The organism is Streptomyces sp. NPDC002306 (assembly GCF_053593435.1).
Map to the genome: position 1 here is coordinate 1 of NZ_JBSFCK010000067.1, position 16732 is coordinate 16732.

The window sequence follows — 16732 nt, forward strand, 5'->3', positions numbered from 1 at the left end:
AGCGGGCATGGATCAACGACCCAGCCAAGCGCAAGGACCCCACACCACAAACCTCATAGCGTCACGACCGTCTCACTGGACTTGAAATCTTCCGGCTGGACACGACATGCCGCGCGATCGTGGACAAGGCCAGCTCGCGATCCTCGTCAACCACAAGCCAACCTTTGCCCAGGAGTGATTGCAGCACTGGGCGAACCTCTTCACCCAGCTCCTCCGCCAAGTCGTCATCCGTGGGTGAGAGGCCGTCCTGGACGAGGCTCGCCACGTGGAACACGACGGCTTCCTCCCCTGCGGTCATGTTGAAGTCCATGACGTGAAGGTATGCGAGCCCCTTGGCCGCAACACGCTGAGGGCCCTGCAGTCACGGGCCAGCCGTCACGGCTTGCTCTGGTCGACGGCACCGACGGCGTGGCCGAGGCCCGTGGGGGCGGAGCGGGGCATAAGCATGCGTGGTCGGTCGGCGCCCCCGTCGTCGTGGCTGACTGTTGTCGGCTGAGGTTCACGGTCGACTTCTGGGTGCGTGAATCGCACCGGCTTGCCCAGCGACCGGGCGTAGGCGATTTCGGCTCGGGTGCTGTCTCCGATGTAGTCGCCGACTACGAGCACCTCATCGGCGAGCCGGATCTTCGCCCGGTGCAGAGCGTCGAGTCGAATTTTCAGCGCCTTGGCCTCGACAGGATCGGACCAGAGTTCGTGCGGGGACTTCATGTCACAGCCCGGTTTGACGACAATCTTTCCGGCTGTGGTCTCCCGCAGTTCGGTCTCGTTCATCTCGGTCATGAAGCGGGTGGAGCCGCAGATCACGACGATACGGGGGAGGCTCAGCAGCTTCTTCGCTTCGGCGAGTTTCTCCTCGGGGGTGAGCAGTTGCGGGTACGACATTGGTTCCTCCTGGTGGTGTGGTCCAAGGGATGCCTGCGGCGACGAGAACGAGAGTGTCCAAGATCGTTTTGTGACGAACGACGTGGACACCCTCGCAGCTGCAACGGGCAAGTCCAATACCGTCTGGTTCAACCTGGAGATCGCCCAGCAGGCTGTGGACCGGGTGGTGGGTGGCTACTTCGCCAAGCAGACCGTGAGCGGCCATAAGGTCTTCGACAGGGCGAACTGGAAAGAGTTCCAGGACTGGGCGACCAAGGCCAGAGATGATGAGCAGTGCCCGGCGATCACCGGATCGTGGAGTTCCTGTCCGTCCCTGGGCAAGCGGTACGTCCCGCCCGGGACGCCGGTAGAGAATGGCTGCGGTGATCTTGGTGAGGGTGAGGGCCCACACCGGCAACGGCCGGTACGGCATCGTCGTCGAGACCGCATATCCCAGGTAGAGCACGAACCGTGTAGACATGAGCGATGCCACAGAAAGCTCTGACGTATGTCGAACGGGGCTACTCCGGTGATTTCGGGCTCACCGGTCTCACGGAGCAGTTGTGCTCCCCGAACCGTCCCGCCGTCGGCCTTCTGGCCGCGCTCGCAGTCGTGGCCCGGTCGGCGGACGGGTCCGACGGCGAGGAGGCCGTGGAACTGGGGGAGGACGCCCGTCGTCTACTGGACGCTTCGTTGTGAGGAGGACCTTCGCACGGTGTGGCTGGCCGCAGCCGGCCGGGTCTTCGATCCAGCCGACGACTCGAGCGCGTCCGCTCGGCGTCGTGAAGCGGCTCCGGACGTCGCCACTTCGGCGCTGTCAGATCCCCCGGACCAGTCGTACAAGAGCCAACGAGTCACTGGGCGGAATAGGCGCGGTCAGCACCTACGATGCCACCACGCCAGCTCCGGGTCCGCCACCGGCTCGTGATGCGTCCGCCTGAGGAGCACCACGTCCAGGCGCTCCACCTGGACCCAGAGTTCGCCGGCGGCCCTTGACGGAAGCATGAACAGAGCGTCTTGCAGCTTGTCGCGGGCCCACCCCTGGCCGCAGCACGGGCAGGTGAACTCAGCCTCGCCCTGCCTCCACCGGCGGTTGGTGCCATGGACACGCACGGACCACACGCTCAGCGCCACTGCCACGATGCCTGGGGACAATCGCTCGCGTTCGAGCACACGGACGGCGGCATTCGCCGCTCCCGACAGATTTGGGACATCGCGATACCGCACCCAGGGTCTTCCCCAGCCGCGTTCCCGTGACCGAAGTGAAGCTGGTGTTCTACGCGGCACGGCCCCTTCGGATGCAGTCCATGGATGGCCCTTCCCACACTACAAGATCGGCCGGACAGAACCGACGGACGGGCACCGCCGCAAAGCGCGGCCCCAGTAGTCAGCCGGCTTCTGGTGCGGGGCGGAGCAGCTGGGGCGTGGACGCCTGCTGCGGGCAGCCTGCCTGCGCGCGATAGCGCGCGTCTGGGAAAAGATGGCTCTCATCGCGGCGCGCCACCTGACGGTGCGGCGGTGCGCCCGGAGGCCATGGCCGGCGCGAGGGATTGGCGGGAGTGAGGTAGCAGGGCCAGGTTCTGGCTGCCTGCCACCTTGCGCGCGATGCGGTGCCACTGCTTTTCCCCGCCGGGCAGGGGCCAGGCCCAGGTCGGCTGTTGCGCGGTGTTGAGGTCGTGGAGGAGGCGGATGAGTTGCGGGCCGGCGGTGGCGGCGCCGTCTGGGACGGAGGGGCCGTGGATGGCGCGGAGTTCGGCGAAGCGTGCCAGTTCGTCCTCGTAGAAGCCGACGGCTTCCTCGGTGCGCGTGGCCAGGTCATCGCGTGGGACCGTGCGGTGGAGCTGCAGCAGCGGAGGCTCGACGGATTCGGCGACTGCCGCGGCGTAGCGCGCGTGACCGTCCAGGATCAGATGACAGTCCAGGCCACTGACCCACCACAACAGGACGGGTGGGAGTGTTCCTTCACGTACTTGCTTGCGGTACGCCTTGACCCGGCTGTCGTCGGCATCGGGCATCGGCCGCAACGGCAGGACCTCCCACGAATGAGAATGGAGGAACCAGTCGATGTAGCCCTTTGGATGGGCGTCGACGAGCATCGAGCCCCAGTACTCGGCGTGCGAGGTATCGGCGTGGCGCCAGCGCCAGAGCGGGCTCTCGTTCGAGAGCAGCCACCGGCCCTCGTGCATCGGGCTGCCTGGCGCGTCGATGAGGTACCGCGCAAAGCGGTGGGCCCACCGTTGCGGGCTGCCCGCCAGGGCGCGGGCGGCATCGGCCCGCAGCGGCGGGATGAGGGAGCGGTACTCGTCGGTGCGCCAGAAGTCCACGCCCCCGTTCTGGTCTTCGACGACGGCGAGCAGTACGGGCTGAGACATTTGGAGACCAGCAGTTGCGCACCGGCGGTGAACACGCACAGCCCTGGCTGGCGGCGGTCGTGTACGTCCAGGGACAGACCCGCCCACGTGCCGTCGACCCGCGTGACGTCGCTGCGCTGCATGCCGAAAGCGTAGACGGCTGCTGCGGGAACCTCGACGGCATTCTGTCCGTCGGAAAGAAGCCGCGCTCTCTCCGCGCGGGTGAGGTGGCCAAAGACGCGCGCGGGGCTTGTCGAAGATTCCCCAGGCCGACTGAGGCGGCGATAGGCCCTGGGCGTTTTCGGGGTGCTGGCCGCAGTTTTTTGTGGTGCCGGATGATCGTCAGGATCTGGGCGGCGGCGCGGGCCAAGGACGTCCAACTGGTGAACTGTCTGCCGAGCGTCCGGCCGCCACGCGTCCTTGGCATGCCCAGCGTTGACCCGCTTTCCGCATGCTGTTGCGGTGACGTTTTCGGCGGCTGCGAGGGCGGCAAGCGGGTCGTCGCGAGTCACGAATAGATCGCCGAACTTGCCTTGCGCATCGTCGGTACGAAGAGGTGGGTACCCAGCCCTGCGCGGGAAGGATGCGCGGAGGGCAATGCTCGACGGGCCTCGCCGGCCGCGTGCCCGGGGCGGTCGGAGCGTTTCACGAGGAGCCCCGAGGCCAGGACCGCGAGACGTGCGAGATCGCCTTTCGCGGTGCTGCGTGCTGCGGTCGCTGCCTGGCCACTGGTTGAGGCGATGATTGCCGGTGACGGACCGGACTGACGCCGTCCGGACGGTGTCCGTGCAGGTCAGCGTCCCGCCCGGAGGAGTCCAGGCCAAGGTCCGTCGAGAACAGCTTGGAGCTCGCGGCTGGTACGTTCGTGAAGGACGCTGATCCGATCACGTGGGCGTCGGCCGTCTCGGCGTCCAGGAAGTACCAGGTGAAATGCCGTCGCCCGTGGCTGCTGGGTGCTGCAGGCACGGGCGACGGTCACTTCACCGGGCCGGGCCTACTTCACGTCGACGAAGTCGGCCGAGCCGGCCGCGGCCAGCGTGAGCTTTGTGCCAGCGAAGTCGTAGCGGTACGCGCCGTCCGCCGTCGCCTTCACGGTGGCCGTGGCCCAGCCGTTGCGGTCGGTCTTGATCTTCTTCAGGGTGACGAAGGGGCCGGTCGTGCCCTTGCGGTACTGGAGCAGCACCTGGTGCCCGGCGAGGGGCACGTTCTTGTGCTTGTCCCAGCTGGCGACGGTCATCTGGGCCTTGACCGTGAGGCTCTTGCCCTTCTTCACCGGCTGCGGGGAGGCGACGGTCTGGGACATGTAGGTGTTGCGCTTGAGGTAGGCGAGGTAGGGGCCGTCCTCGCGAGTGGTGTTGCCGTCGCCGTCGACGGCCACGGGGGTCGCGAACCAGAGGCCGGCGAGGGAGTTGCTGCGGAGGTTGACGTTCGGGTCGGCCGTCAGGAGGGCCGCGCACTCGGAGGTGGTCGCGTTGAGCTTCACGCAGTGGGCGCGTCCGACCATGAGCCCGTCGGCCTTCGCCGGGTCCTCTCCGTGCCGCAGCTCGAACGACACGCTCTGGACGCCGGACGGGTCGGTGACCGTCGCGCCGACCATGAAGACCCGCTTCCGTGCGGCGTCGACGCCGACGGTGTGGTCGCGGACCTGGTTGACATCGAAGTTCCAGAACTCCGTGTCCGAGTTCTGGTCGGCCCCGGCAGCCGGGACCGCGAAAGCCGCTGCAGCCAGGACGGCGCTGAAGGCAGCGGCGGTGGCGGCGGCAGCAGTGACGCGTCTGCGCATGATGTGGTGTCTCCACGCTCGATGAATCGGGTGATCACTTCACCCGCCTCAGACACAGGCGGTGCCCGGAGGGTTGTACACCCGTACAGGAAAGGGCCGATCTCTTAACCTGGCCGTCGCCTTGGGTTGGCGAAACCCCGTACTGACTGCCAACTTCCGCCCCGAGCAGGGCGAATTCCGGCGCCGCCACGAGCACGACACCGTTTGGTGCGGGCTGTTGCTCGGCGGCTGCGGCGGCCGGTTGACGACGAAGCTCTACCCCGACCCTTCTCTGAACTCGAAGCTGCCCCGCCGTCCTGCCGGAGACCCAACGAGTCGGTTGGGTGAGGGCACTGCCATGATCGCCTGTCGACGAGAGGGGCTATGACCGCCATGGACGAGCGACCTGACTCGGTGCAGATCATCGCGAGAGTGGGGACGGGCTTCTCCGCGGAGCACCCCGAGCGAGCTATCCACGTGTGGATGCACCTCGCGGCCAAGGCCGGTCTGGTTGTCAGCCGCATCGACGACTCCTCCGTCGACCTGCACGCCGGTGAGTGCGGATGGTCGACGTAGAGGGCCTGCGATACCTGGTGCGCCAGGGCCGGAGGGCGCGTCGGACGCTCTACGACGACAGCGGAGGAAGCCTCACCCAGCGGCCGATCTTCGGCTTCGCCGCTTGGGCGGAACCCGTGCTCTCCGCGGACAGCATCATTTCCTGATCACGATCAGGGAAGGCCGGCATGCCGAGGTTGACCGTCATGCTCCGCCTGGCTTCCTCGGCGTCGAGCTGTGCGCTCTTGCCCTCCGCCCCGGTGAGGCCGACCTGGAGTCCATCGATCTCACCGAGCCACCCTTCCTGCTCGGCTTCCAAGACGGGGGCTGATGAGGTTGTCACGGATCTCGATCAAACGGTGCCGCTGTGAGGGCTCAGGCCTGAGGAGAGGGCAACGAAGTCCGGCATGTTCATGAATGCGCTGAGTGCCGAAACGCATGTCCGCAGGTGCCAACCGGGCGCTTCCGCTTCTCCAAGTGGGCAAGGAACTGGCCCCCTTCCTCAGCGGTGGGCGTCCGGTACTCCTCAGCAGGTCGTAGGGCCCGTCCGTGAACGATGAACGCTCGGTGGGCTTCGCACGCGTTGTCGGGACAGATCGAGTTGTGGCCCAGCGTCGTGTTGATGTCCTTGTGGCCGCAGATGATCTGTGCGATGTGCGGTGGCATGCCGCTGCGATCAGGGGTCAAGGCCCACGCGTTCCACGCCGCCATCCTGGACAAGGCTGGCGGCGAGCTGCGGGTCGGACACGAGCACGATCTTCAACTGCGTGTGTTTCGAAGGGAAAAGCTGAGACGGCGCGACAGAGATACGTCGGTGCCGGCGGTCAGGCCGGGCCGTTGACCGGCGTGGCCGCCGGTCCGGATGCGAAACGCGTGAAGTCGGCCGACGCGTGGTCGATGGGCAGGTCGGGCCGCCATGCGGTGAGGATCTGAGCGCTGCACACGAACAGGCCGTCGGGAAGCCGATCGAGGGGGTGCCACGCCCAGTCGCCGACGCTCTCGTCCGGCTGTGTGGCTGGCTGCCCCCGCCAGGCGTGGACGAGCGCGCCGACGGTGACCCGCAGGACACCTTCGACGTGATCGACGAGTGTGCCCAGGAGCCCGATGTCACCGGTCCGAGCGACGAGGCCGGTCTCCTCGGCGAGTTCGCGGATCACCGCGTCCTCGAAGGACTCCCCAACCTCCACCCTCCCGCCGGGCAGTTCGAGGGTGCCGAGGCGGTGTCGGCCCAGCAGAATGCCCTGTTCGCTCAGTAGGATCGCGCCGACGCCGACGGTTGCGTGCGGTGCCGGCGCTCTGGTGCTGCGGGGTCGGCTGGAGACTCGCGCCGGCCGGTCGGGCAGGCGCCGGGCGCGGATGAGCTGCTGGATCACCGTGGCGCCCTTGTCGGGATGCGTGTACAGGTCGATGGCTTCGACGTGGAAGCCGTATTCGGTGAGCAGGTCGTCCCACAGCTGCGGTGCCAGCACCCACATCTGGGTCGGCAGGGGCGGGTCGTCGCGCAGCAGGATCATCTGCTCGCGCGGCGCGACCTCCGTGCTCGGGCCGCGGCCGTGCAGGTCGGTGTGCAGGAGCGAGAGGACCAGGGGGGCGCCGGGACGCAGTCCGTCGCGCAGTGCGGGCAGCGAGCGGTGCGGGTCGATGAATGCGAGCGTCCCGATCGCGTACGCGGCGTCGAACGGCTCGGCTCCGTCCAGGTATGCGGTCACGTCTGCGTGGACGAAGTGCACGCCTTCACGGTCCGTGTGCGTGGAGATGGCGCGTTCGTGCTGGGTGGGGGACAGCTCGATCGCGGTGACGCGGGCGCCGTGCGCTTGGGCGAGATGGACGGCGTGGTGGCCGGCTCCGGAGCCGATGTCCAGGACGCGACGGCCAGTGACGGCACCGAGGATTTCAGCTCCCGGTCCGATTCCTTCCCAGGGTGTCCAGGCGAGCTGGTTGGGAACGGGCGGGGTGTAGGCGCGGGCCAGTTGGCGCTGGCCGTAGATCTGCCAGGCCCGGGTGTTGGTGTCCTCGGCGGGCACGGTTGCCTCCTGGGTGGACGTGTTGGGGATCAGGTGCGCGTGATGAGGTAGGCGGGGCCATCGCCGCGGCGGGCCTGCTCGATGGCGTCGAGACGGGCGAAGGCACGCGGTGTCATCAGTTTCTGCCAGTTGGTGAGGTCGTGGACGGCCCACATGTCGTGTTCGGCGGGGTCGAGGCGAATCCGGGCGAGGTGTTCCGCGGTCAGCCGGCCTCCGTCGAAGATGAGCCCAACCTTGTTCAGCGGCAGGTGGGGTCCGGCGTGCAGGAAGTGCGTCAGGAGGAGCGTGGGGGTGTCCTGTCCGAGGTTGAGGCTGGTCTCTTCGACCGTTTCGCGGCGGGCGGTCTGCAGCGGGTCCTCGCCGGGGACGTCCAGGTTGCCGCCCGGAAAGTGCCAGAGGCGGGAGCCGTAGACCGAGCGCAGTTGGATCGGGCGGTCGCTTTCGTCGCGGATGTACAGGCAGCCGTACACCGTGTGGTGGGGGACGGTCCGTGCGTATTGCGTGGGCGTCATCGGCATGCGGCGGCCGGGCCGGGCAGGGCGGTGGTCGAATTCGAGGGCGAGGACGCCGAGGGCTTCCTTGGCGGGCGGGTAGATGCTGCGGAGGGTGGCGAGCAACTCCTCGAGCGGCCCGTCCGGGTCGATGCGCGCGGGGTCCTCAGAGCTGAGCAGGTCATCGAAGGAGGGGTATCGGGTGATCCGCTGCACGATGATGTCGAGTTCGCGGCCGGTGTCGCGGTCGTGGAAGACGATGGTGTCGCCGACTGCGACGGCGCGCTTCTGCGGGGTGGCCGCCCTCACTTCGATTGTCTTGCGGCCTGCTTCTACTTGGCGGTAGTACCGCGGAAGCAGATGCATGTGATGCTCTTGCGGTTCGTCTCCGGTCGCCGTGCTCGGGACGGGTGTGGTCGGCTGCTGGGTGTCGTCAGGCACGCACGCCTCCGATGGATGTGGTGTGGGCCGTTGCGGTGTGTGGCCCGTGGAGGTTGAACCGGGGTTGCTCCGTGACGGGATCTTCGGGGTGGCCGGTCCTCGGCCGCCGTCCTCGGCTCGCAAACGGGCCAGGGCGCGGTGTCCGCGCTGCGGTGTCTCCGAATCGGCGTGGGTGGCGCCGTGCTGGATCCCGGCGAGGGCGTCAAGTCTATGACGAAGCATTCTTCTTCGGCGGGGGCGAGTTCGCGGCCGTAGCCGCACAGGAAGGCGGCGGGGCTGTGTGGCCCAAGCGTTCGAGAGGCGGACCAGGCCGCGTATGGCCGGGACGGGCTCGCTGCGTTCGAAGTTGATCACCACGAGGCTGTCCTTCTCGGCCAGCAGCAGATTGCACAGCTGGAAGTCTCCGTGTATCGGCACATGGTTCAGGGGCGGAACGTCTTCGGCGCGCGCCACGATGCTGCAGATGAACTCCTCATCTCCCCGGTTCAGGTAGGGGTGTGGCGCTGCCAGGTGCCGCTCGACCTTCGCAAACGCGGGCACTCCTACGACACGTGACCCTGTGCAATGATCACGGTCGTTTCGTCGACGACGAATCCTGGGGCCAAGACCGCCGTGGCGGCCGCCACTGACCTGAACATCTGGCGCCGGACGGGCTGCTGACCACAGCCCCACCGGTATCCCCCTCACAGCGGCGTGCCCGGAGCTGCAAGGCCCAGGGCACGCCGCCGCCATATGCGCGCCGTGCTGCGTGAGGCAGAGCCGGGCTAACCTGGCCGACGTCCGGCCACCGGGCCGCGCTTCGCCCGCGCAGGACGCGGTGGCCATCAGTGGGTGACTACGGATTCTTGATCGGAGCAAATCCCGTATGACTTCGCAAGAATCGCGAGACCTGATCGTGCAGGTCCGGGGCGAAACGTCTCCGCTGTACGAGCTGGAGGATCCCCAGGCCTACGACGACCTCGACGCCTTCACCCGCAACGTTGCGCTGCACGACGAGCGACTGAACCTTCCCGCGGACCTGGCGGACGCGCTGCGCTCGTGGGCGGCATCCCGTCCGCCGGAGGGATTCATGTCTCGTCCGGAGCTGCGCAAGCACGTCAAGCAGGGCCTGGTGCTCACGCGACGATTGGCCGTGCAGCTCGGGCCGTTGTGGCCGGTGCGGTACTGGGACGAGCGACACCGGACGGCGAAGTGGGTGTGCTGGAAATGCGACCGCCTGCACTGGGAACGCCACGGCCACGTCATTCCGGCGTACCCGGTCGACCTGTCGGTCGAAGGCGAGTTCCAGTACGGCCCGCTGCGTTCCGAGGGATTCGGGGACTTCCTCCCCGATGACCCCGCCGCCGGGCTGGACTTGTCCGACGAGCTCGTCGCCGGTCTGTACGCGTGGGCGAAGAGCATCGACACCACTCTGAACTTGGAGTTGCGGGTTCGAGAGGACGGCAAGTACGACAGCGACTGGGACGGGTTGTTCCGCGAAGGGAAGGAACTGGCGAGACAGCTTGCCCACGAGGTGGGACCTGACCGGACAGTGACCTACAAAGGCCTCGTCCACGGTGATCTCGGCATGCTGACGGCGATCAGATGGCAGGGAGTCCGGCAGCTGTAGTCATGAGCTGAACGTGGTTCGGTGGAGAGGTCCGTCGTCTGCCGGCTAGTGAACCCCGCCGCCCTCCTGCACGCCGCGACCACGCGGTGAAGGGGTCCCGGTGGCGACGCCGTAGCCAAGCGTGCCCGACGCTGGCTTTGCCTACGGCGCGGGCACACGTTGGGTGGACGGCCGGCCCCATACGGTCTCATCCCTGCCTCACCACCGTTATACCCCCGACCGCCGGGCCGTTGGCGAGGAGAGATGCGAAAGGTCCGGCTGGAGTACCAGTTCGACCGCTTCCCGATGGCGGACCCTGCTCACCATGGTGACGTCGGTGTGGGGACTGTCTGCAGGCTCGGGTGCGCTGTGGGCTGACAGGGGAGTCGTAGTTCGTGAGGCGTCGGGTCGGGTTCTGCGTGGAGTCCGGAGCAGAGCAGGTTGAATGCCTGGAATGCCGCGGGGGCGAGCTTGTCGCGGGTATCTGTGGGCGGAAGTCGGTGTTTGAGGCAGCTCGACGCTCTTCGCCGTCTGCTTTGAGGATGCGGCGCTGTCACAGAACGGACTCCCACTCGGACAAATACGCATATCGGGCAAATGGCGCCCTTCTTCTGCGCTGCCCGCCCCTTTCCCAGCTACCCGAGGGCAGCAGTTCCATGACGATCACTGCACAGCACGCACCGTCCGGGAATCAGATGAACACGTCTGACGTGTGGGAAACGGCGTTCGCCTTCCTCGACGAGCAGGGAACCGTGATCGCCTGGACGCAGACCGCCGAGCAGCTTGTCGGGTATTGCGCCGGCGAGGTGGTGGGCCGATCCGCAGGACTTTTCCTGCCGTCCCTGGGTGACGCGCCGACGATGTCGGCTTTCGTCGAGCGGCGCCGTGACCGTAGCGGCTGGTCAGGCGCTTGGAAGGTGCGCCACCAGGACGGCCGGGCGGTCGACGTCAGCCTGCGGATCTCGCCTCTGCATGGTCAGGACGGAGCAGTGCGGTGGCTCGCGACGGTGACCGACATCGGCGTGCCGTCGGGGAACGTGGCGAGCGGGTCGGTGCGGGGGGCGCTCCTTGCCCGCGCGCCGATCGGCCTGGTGATTCGTGATCTGGATTTGCGCTGCGTCTGGGTGAACGACGTGGTGGAGATCCACGACGGCGTCTCCCGGGACCGGCGGATCGGATGTCGACCCACCGATGTGCGGCCCGGCGGCGAGGCCGAGGCGGTGGAGGCCGTGATGCGCCAGGTTCCCCGGAGCGGTAGGTCCAGAGTCCACGAGTACCGGACCTGGCTGGCACCCAGCCGGGGGCGGGAGCACCCGCTTGCGGTTGCGTTCTCCTGTCTCCAGGGCGCGGACGGCCGGGCGCTGGGGGTATGCACGGTCAGCGTCGACGTCACGGAGAGCCGGCAGGTGCGTGAGCGACTCGCCGCTATCGGGGAGGTCGGCAAGCGCCTGGGCAGCACCCTGGATGTGATGCAGACCGGTCAGGAACTGGCCGACCTTGCCGTGCCCCTGTTCGCCGACTTCGTCACGGTGGACCTGGAGCAGTCGGGGGACCCGGTCCGTGTCGGCTCGGTGGGCCGGCGCCTGCCCGCTCTGCGGCGTGCCGGTCTGGCCTCGATCCGCCCAGGGGCGCCGGAAGCCCCGTGGCGGCGCGGTTCGGCGGTTCCCATGCCCGCTGACGCCCCCTTCTTCGAGGTCCTTCGCACCGGGCGGTCCTATCTGGAGCCGTCATTCACCATCGCAGCGGGCTCATGGATCGACAGGGATGCCAAGCGGGCGCACACGGTCCGTGAGTACGGCATGCACTCCGTGATGGTCGTCCCCATCCGCGTGCGGCGCACTCTGCTCGGCACGGCGCTGTTCGTCCGTACCGACAACCCGATGCCGTTCCAGGAAGACGACCTGCTTCTGGCGGAGGCACTCGTCGGCCGCGCCGCAGTGTCCTTGGACAACGCACGCCAGTACACGCGCGAGCACAACGCGGCCTTCGCACTCCAGCGCAACCTGCTGCCCCGCAGTCTCAAGGGTGGTGTCGCGGTCGAGGCGGCCTCCCGCTACCTGCCCGCCGACCTCGACCGCGGCGTCGGGGGCGACTGGTTCGACCTGATCCCGCTGTCCGGTGCCCGGGTGGCCCTCGTCATCGGCGACGTGGTCGGGCACGGCATCAACGCCGCCGCGGCCGTGGCAGGGTTCCGCTCCACCGTCCGCGCGCTCGCCCACATGGAACTGCCGCCCGACGAGCTGCTGGCCCGTCTCGACGACACAGTCCAACGTCTGACTGAAGAGGACACCGACGACTCGGACCCGGCGTCCACCGCTGTCGGCGCCACCTGCCTGTACGCCGTCTACGACCCGGCGACCCGCATGTGCACCATGGCGACGGCAGGCCATCTCCCGCCCGCGATCGCCGACCCGCAGGGCCAGGTCACCTTCCCCGACCTCCCCACCGGAACCCCTCTCGGCATCGGGCTGGGAGTCCCCTTCGAGGCCGTCGAGATGGAACTGCCCGAAGGAAGCCTCATCACCCTCTACACCGACGGACTCGTCGAGACCCGCGACGCCGACATCGAGGAGGGAATGCACCGCCTGGGCACCGTCCTCGCCGAACCGCACCACTCCCTGGAAGACCTCTGCACCCGCGCCGTGGAGCCGGTCCAAGGCCAGGAAGAGTGCGACGACGCCAGCCTGCTCCTGGTCCGCACCCGCGCGCTCACCCCGGACCAGGTCGCCTCCTGGACGCTGCCCTCCGACGACGCGGCTGTCTGCCGCGCCCGGCATCTGGCAGCCGGACAGCTGGCCGAATGGGGTCTGGAAGGTCTCGAGGACTCCACGAAGCTGATCGTCAGCGAACTGGTCAGCAATGCCGTACGGCACAGCACCGGACCGATCGGTCTGCGTCTGATCCGGCACCAGGTCCTGACCGTCGAAGTGACGGACAACGACGTCGCCATCCCGCATCTGCGGTGCGCGGCCACCGTCGACGAGAACGGCCGCGGTCTCTTCCTGGTCTCCCAGCTGTGCCGCCGCTGGGGCACCCGCCCCATACCAGGCGGCAAGGTCATCTGGGCTGAGAAAGACCTCGCCCCCCGCGGCTGAGGAGCAACTGGATCCGGCCTGCCCATCACGGGCATCAGGCATGCCGCAGGCTGACGGCCCGGACGTGACGGTGTGCCTGCCCGCAGAGGTGCGCCGGGCCGGCGGGTGCGCTTCCTACGATCGTCGAGGGGAGCGAAGACAGCTCACCCACCGGCGACATCGCGGTCTCGGTGAGGGATACCCATGTCCCGCAGCGGCTGGCCCCCGCCTTTTCGGCAACCAGGCGAACCGTCCGGCGCCGTCGACGTCTGTCCGTGATCGCGCTGCGTGGTGGGCGTTCCCCGGGAGGGCGGTCAACTCCGGTAGTGGGGAGGCGTGCTGGCCGTCAGGGAATCGGCTGGACGCGGTTCTCGGCCACTTTGAGCGCCGCAAGTTCGCCTTGGGCGACTGCGGGCGCGCATACGGAACTGATGATGCTCATGAGCACGCTTGTGTCCGCTGCCCCGTCCTGATCGTCATGTGTCCGAACGGTCGCGCCTCGTCGAGATCCGCGACAACCTCCTCGCGTGCATCCTGGAAGCCGAACGCGAGGGTTGACCTGGCGAGATCGAAGGACTGCAGAGCAGCCTGACGCACGCCGAGGCGAAGATTGCCCGCTCCGATGCGGAACTCGCCCGGAAGCGGGAGGTTGTCGACCTGGAATTCCCGCCATCCGGGGGATCGTTGCTCGCACTACTGCGGTCGCCGTACCGCTGGAGCCTTCGTAGCCTGGACCGTTGTCGCCTCCGGCGAGGGTCAGCGGGCGCCGGCACCGATCGCAACAGCGCGACGGCGGCTTGACCGGGCCGGTGGCAGCGCGTGCACCAGGCTGCGGAGCCTTCTGCGACTGCGAGTGCGGCTTGTTACCGCAGTTGGCTGAATGCCAGGTCGGCGTCGGCTACGGCCTCGGGGTGGACGTCGTGAGCGGTTCGGCCGTCCGCGATCCTCTGCCAGTTGGTCCGGGCGAGCACCCGTTGGACCGCGAGTACCTGGGCGGCTTGAAGGCGTGCCTGGATGCCTTCGCCGAGGGCGTCCGCCAGCGCCTCCTCATCCTCGAGCTGGTACCGCGTGAGCCGTCCCGCCAGGCTCGGTGTGGTGAACACCAGCCGATGGAACGCCACCACCTCGGGATGATCGTTGAGGCCGGTGACGGGGTCGTACCGATCGAGGCCGGCCCGGAAGTGCCGGTGCAGCGCCGTCACCGGTTTGATGCCGGACCCGCGGTCACGTACGACGCGTGCCGCCTCGCCCTGGTGGTCCGCAAACCGGTGCAGCACCAGGTCTTCCTTGGTGGGGAAGTACCGGAAGAGGGTCGGCTTGGAGATCTCGGCCGCCGCGGCGATGTCGTTGACCGAGACGCGGTCGAAGCCGCGCTCCAGGAACAGCGAGACGGCCGCATCGCCGATCGCGTCGCGCGTGCGTTCCTTCTTGCGGGCCCGCAGTCCCGTCGGCTCGGTCATCTGACCACCGTAACATTCATGACCGAGTTGCTTTTTTAACCGAGTAACGTTTTCGTGGTCGGCGTGAACCAGACAGACATTCCTCCCGTCCTCGTCACCGGCGCGACAGGCCGGGTCGGCCGCGTCGTCATCGACCACCTCCTCGACGCGGGCGTGCCGGTCCGCGCCCTGACCCATCGCTCCGAAGCGGCGGCTACGCTGCCGGCGAAGGTCGAGGTCTTCACCGGCGACCTCACCGTGCCCGAGTCGCTCGACCCGGCACTGGATGGCGCCGGTGCGGTCTTTCTCGTCTGGACCGCCCCGCCTCAGACCGCCGCGGCCGTCGTCGACCGGCTGGCAGCCCACGTGCGGCGAGTCGTCTTCCTCTCCTCCCCGCACCAGACGCCGCACCCCTTCTTCCAGCAACCCAATCCCATGGCAGTGCTGCACGCCGACATCGAGCGGCTCATCGCGACTACCGGACTCGAGTCGACGATCATCCGGCCGGGGATGCTCGCGTCGAACTCGCTGGCCTGGTGGGCGCCCGCGATCCAGGCCGGCGAGATCGTCCGGTGGCCCTACGGCGCTGCCCAGACGGCACCGGTCGACGACCGCGACGTCGCAGCCGTCGCGGCGCGGACGCTCCACCAGGACGGATACGCCGGAGGCGACTACGTCCTCACAGGCCCCGAGTCACTGACCCAGGCCGCGCAGGTGGACGTCATCGGTGACGCCCTCCGGCGCCGGATCGCCTTCGAGGAGATGACGCCGGACGAGTTCCGGAGCCTGTCGGAAGGCACCGCGCCCAGCTCGGTCGTCGACATGCTGCTCGCCGCGTGGAGCGCGGCGGTCGGACGGCCCGCGTACATCACCACCGCGGTGGCCGACATCCTCGGGACCGCGCCGCGAACGTTTCGCCAGTGGGCCGCCGACCACGCCACGGCGTTCACGCAGGGGTCGCAGGAGCCGTAACCTCGTCGCCCGCGATCTGCGCCCCTGGCCGCAGCCCTCAGTCCGCCGTCGCCCCGGCCCACGCCTCCGGGACGTACCGGGCTCGTGGGCGACGGAGGCTCAGCGGCCCGGGGCGTCGTGCGTACCCACAGGACGCGCAGGCTGCGGTCCAAGTGCGCGATGTCGAAGGGCAATTGCCTGCGGAAGGCGTGCACGTCGCCTGCAGGCGCCTCAGGGGCGGCGGGCCAGTTCGCTGGACCATGCCCAGCGCTCGGCGGAGCGGTCAGATCTGTGCGCGGAACGTGATGTGGTCAAGTCAGTCCCCCTGGCGGATCCTGTCCAGCGGGTAGCGTCGCTGTTGCCTGTGAAGTCGGCGGGGACATACGCCGGTAGAACGGTGGCAAGCGCGAGACGAGCGCTGTTGCGGCTGGCGAGAGGTTCCAAGTCCCCTGCTTTTTTCGAGCAAGAACGGGGAGTCGTTGGTGCTTGACTGGCCCGCCCCACTTGCGGGGCTCGAGCTGGATGAGAACCGCGCGCCCTACCAATGGGGAATGTGATGCGTTCGAAAAGGGTCGGTTCCGGGATCGAGATCGCAGGTTTCGACGGTCCGGCATTCCCGTTGGTTTACGGTTCACCGGCAGGTGGGGCGGAACTGGTGATCGCCGCCTCTGGGCGACGGACCCGGTGGGATGTCGAGTCCGGCCGTTCGACGGGCGAATTCCAGGCCCCTGAGAACGCTTCGACCGAAACGTTCGACTTGAAGGCGCTCGTGCTCGCGGACGGGCGGGTGCGTATTGCGGCGGGTGAAGAGGGCGGGCTCTGTCTGTGGGATGGGGCGAGTGGGCGACTGCTGGCCGACGTGGTCGGGAAGGACCGCATCTACGATGTCGCCGGAAGGCTGACTGGTGGCGGCCGGGCTCTGCTGGTCGGCGCGGGAGTGAACGGGCTGCATATGTGGGACCCGGTCACGGGCGCACCCCTGACCCCTCCGCTGGAACACGTGGGAGACGCGGTCGCCGTGACCCTGGCGGCGTTGCGCGGCGGGCCCTCGTTGATCGTGACGGGCGACTCTGAAGGAGTGCGGCGCTGGCAGGGCGACCTCTTTGACTGCTCCCCTCCGTGAAGGGAGGGGATTCCTGGCTCAGGCTGCCTTCCGGAGCGGCGCTCCGGGAGGTCTTGTGCCATCAACGCCGGC

14 protein-coding genes and 1 pseudogene are annotated in these 16732 nt (G+C 68.2%); 7 read left to right on the plus strand and 8 right to left on the minus strand.

From position 1 onward, the window contains the following. Positions 1 to 61: 61 nt before the first annotated feature. Both ACWCQK_RS39700 and ACWCQK_RS39705 read right to left on the minus strand, forming a co-directional pair. The gene (locus ACWCQK_RS39700) at positions 62 to 310 is read right to left on the minus strand and encodes a hypothetical protein (RefSeq protein WP_451163777.1); all 249 of its coding nucleotides are present in this window, start codon (positions 308 to 310) and stop codon (positions 62 to 64) included. 194 nt (positions 311 to 504) lie between these two features. Continuing rightward, positions 505 to 882: pseudogene (locus ACWCQK_RS39705) on the minus strand (hypothetical protein); the annotation flags it as partial. 70 nt (positions 883 to 952) lie between these two features. On the opposite strand from ACWCQK_RS39705, the gene ACWCQK_RS39710 reads away from it, so the two are divergent. Beyond that, entirely contained in the window at positions 953 to 1366 is a 414-nt protein-coding gene (locus ACWCQK_RS39710; RefSeq protein WP_451163779.1) for a hypothetical protein, read from the plus strand. Further along, complete coding sequence (locus ACWCQK_RS39715) at positions 1348 to 1560, plus strand: hypothetical protein (protein WP_451163781.1); 213 nt, start codon at positions 1348 to 1350, stop codon at positions 1558 to 1560. Before ACWCQK_RS39710 ends, ACWCQK_RS39715 begins: the two co-directional genes overlap by 19 nt. Positions 1561 to 2348: 788 nt before the next feature. Here ACWCQK_RS39715 and ACWCQK_RS39720 read toward each other — a convergent pair. Together ACWCQK_RS39720 and ACWCQK_RS39725 are read right to left on the minus strand one after the other, a co-directional pair. Next, a complete protein-coding gene (locus ACWCQK_RS39720; RefSeq protein ID WP_451163783.1) occupies positions 2349 to 3233 on the minus strand; it encodes a hypothetical protein in 885 nt (294 codons plus the stop codon). Positions 3234 to 4206: 973 nt separating this feature from the next. Next, positions 4207 to 4995 carry a calcium-binding protein gene (locus ACWCQK_RS39725; RefSeq protein ID WP_451163785.1) on the minus strand — a complete coding sequence of 263 codons (789 nt, stop codon included), beginning with the start codon at positions 4993 to 4995 and terminating at the stop codon, positions 4207 to 4209. 372 nt (positions 4996 to 5367) lie between these two features. On the opposite strand from ACWCQK_RS39725, the gene ACWCQK_RS39730 reads away from it, so the two are divergent. Next, the gene (locus tag ACWCQK_RS39730; RefSeq protein ID WP_451163787.1) at positions 5368 to 5550 is read left to right on the plus strand and encodes a hypothetical protein; all 183 of its coding nucleotides are present in this window, start codon (positions 5368 to 5370) and stop codon (positions 5548 to 5550) included. A 49-nt stretch (positions 5551 to 5599) separates the two neighbouring features. Here the strand turns inward: ACWCQK_RS39730 and ACWCQK_RS39735 are convergent, their stop codons facing one another. The 3 genes from ACWCQK_RS39735 to ACWCQK_RS39745 form a co-directional block, all read right to left on the minus strand. Beyond that, positions 5600 to 5848 (minus strand): hypothetical protein, encoded by a 249-nt coding sequence (locus ACWCQK_RS39735; protein ID WP_451163789.1) that lies wholly within the window; start codon positions 5846 to 5848, stop codon positions 5600 to 5602. Between the two features lie 505 nt (positions 5849 to 6353). Further along, a complete protein-coding gene (locus ACWCQK_RS39740; protein ID WP_451163791.1) occupies positions 6354 to 7553 on the minus strand; it encodes a bifunctional class I SAM-dependent methyltransferase/NUDIX hydrolase in 1200 nt (399 codons plus the stop codon). A gap of 29 nt (positions 7554 to 7582) precedes the next feature. After that, on the minus strand, positions 7583 to 9025 hold the full coding sequence (locus tag ACWCQK_RS39745; protein WP_451163793.1) for an NUDIX domain-containing protein: 1443 nt from the start codon (positions 9023 to 9025) through the stop codon (positions 7583 to 7585). Positions 9026 to 9350: 325 nt separating this feature from the next. Here ACWCQK_RS39745 and ACWCQK_RS39750 point away from each other — a divergent pair, with 325 nt between their 5' ends. Both ACWCQK_RS39750 and ACWCQK_RS39755 read left to right on the plus strand, forming a co-directional pair. Further along, complete coding sequence (locus ACWCQK_RS39750) at positions 9351 to 10094, plus strand: hypothetical protein (protein WP_451163795.1); 744 nt, start codon at positions 9351 to 9353, stop codon at positions 10092 to 10094. A 674-nt stretch (positions 10095 to 10768) separates the two neighbouring features. Continuing rightward, positions 10769 to 13168: a SpoIIE family protein phosphatase gene (locus tag ACWCQK_RS39755; RefSeq protein ID WP_451163797.1), complete on the plus strand. Its 2400-nt coding sequence runs from the start codon at positions 10769 to 10771 to the stop codon at positions 13166 to 13168. Between the two features lie 842 nt (positions 13169 to 14010). Here the strand turns inward: ACWCQK_RS39755 and ACWCQK_RS39760 are convergent. Then, positions 14011 to 14607: a TetR/AcrR family transcriptional regulator gene (locus ACWCQK_RS39760; RefSeq protein WP_451163799.1), complete on the minus strand. Its 597-nt coding sequence runs from the start codon at positions 14605 to 14607 to the stop codon at positions 14011 to 14013. Positions 14608 to 14670: 63 nt separating this feature from the next. Between ACWCQK_RS39760 and ACWCQK_RS39765 the strand changes: the two genes are divergently transcribed. After that, positions 14671 to 15558, plus strand: coding sequence for an SDR family oxidoreductase (locus tag ACWCQK_RS39765; RefSeq protein WP_451163801.1), 888 nt, complete (start codon positions 14671 to 14673; stop codon positions 15556 to 15558). Positions 15559 to 16093: 535 nt separating this feature from the next. Then, a complete protein-coding gene (locus ACWCQK_RS39770; RefSeq protein ID WP_451163803.1) occupies positions 16094 to 16660 on the plus strand; it encodes a hypothetical protein in 567 nt (188 codons plus the stop codon). Positions 16661 to 16732 lie beyond the last annotated feature (72 nt).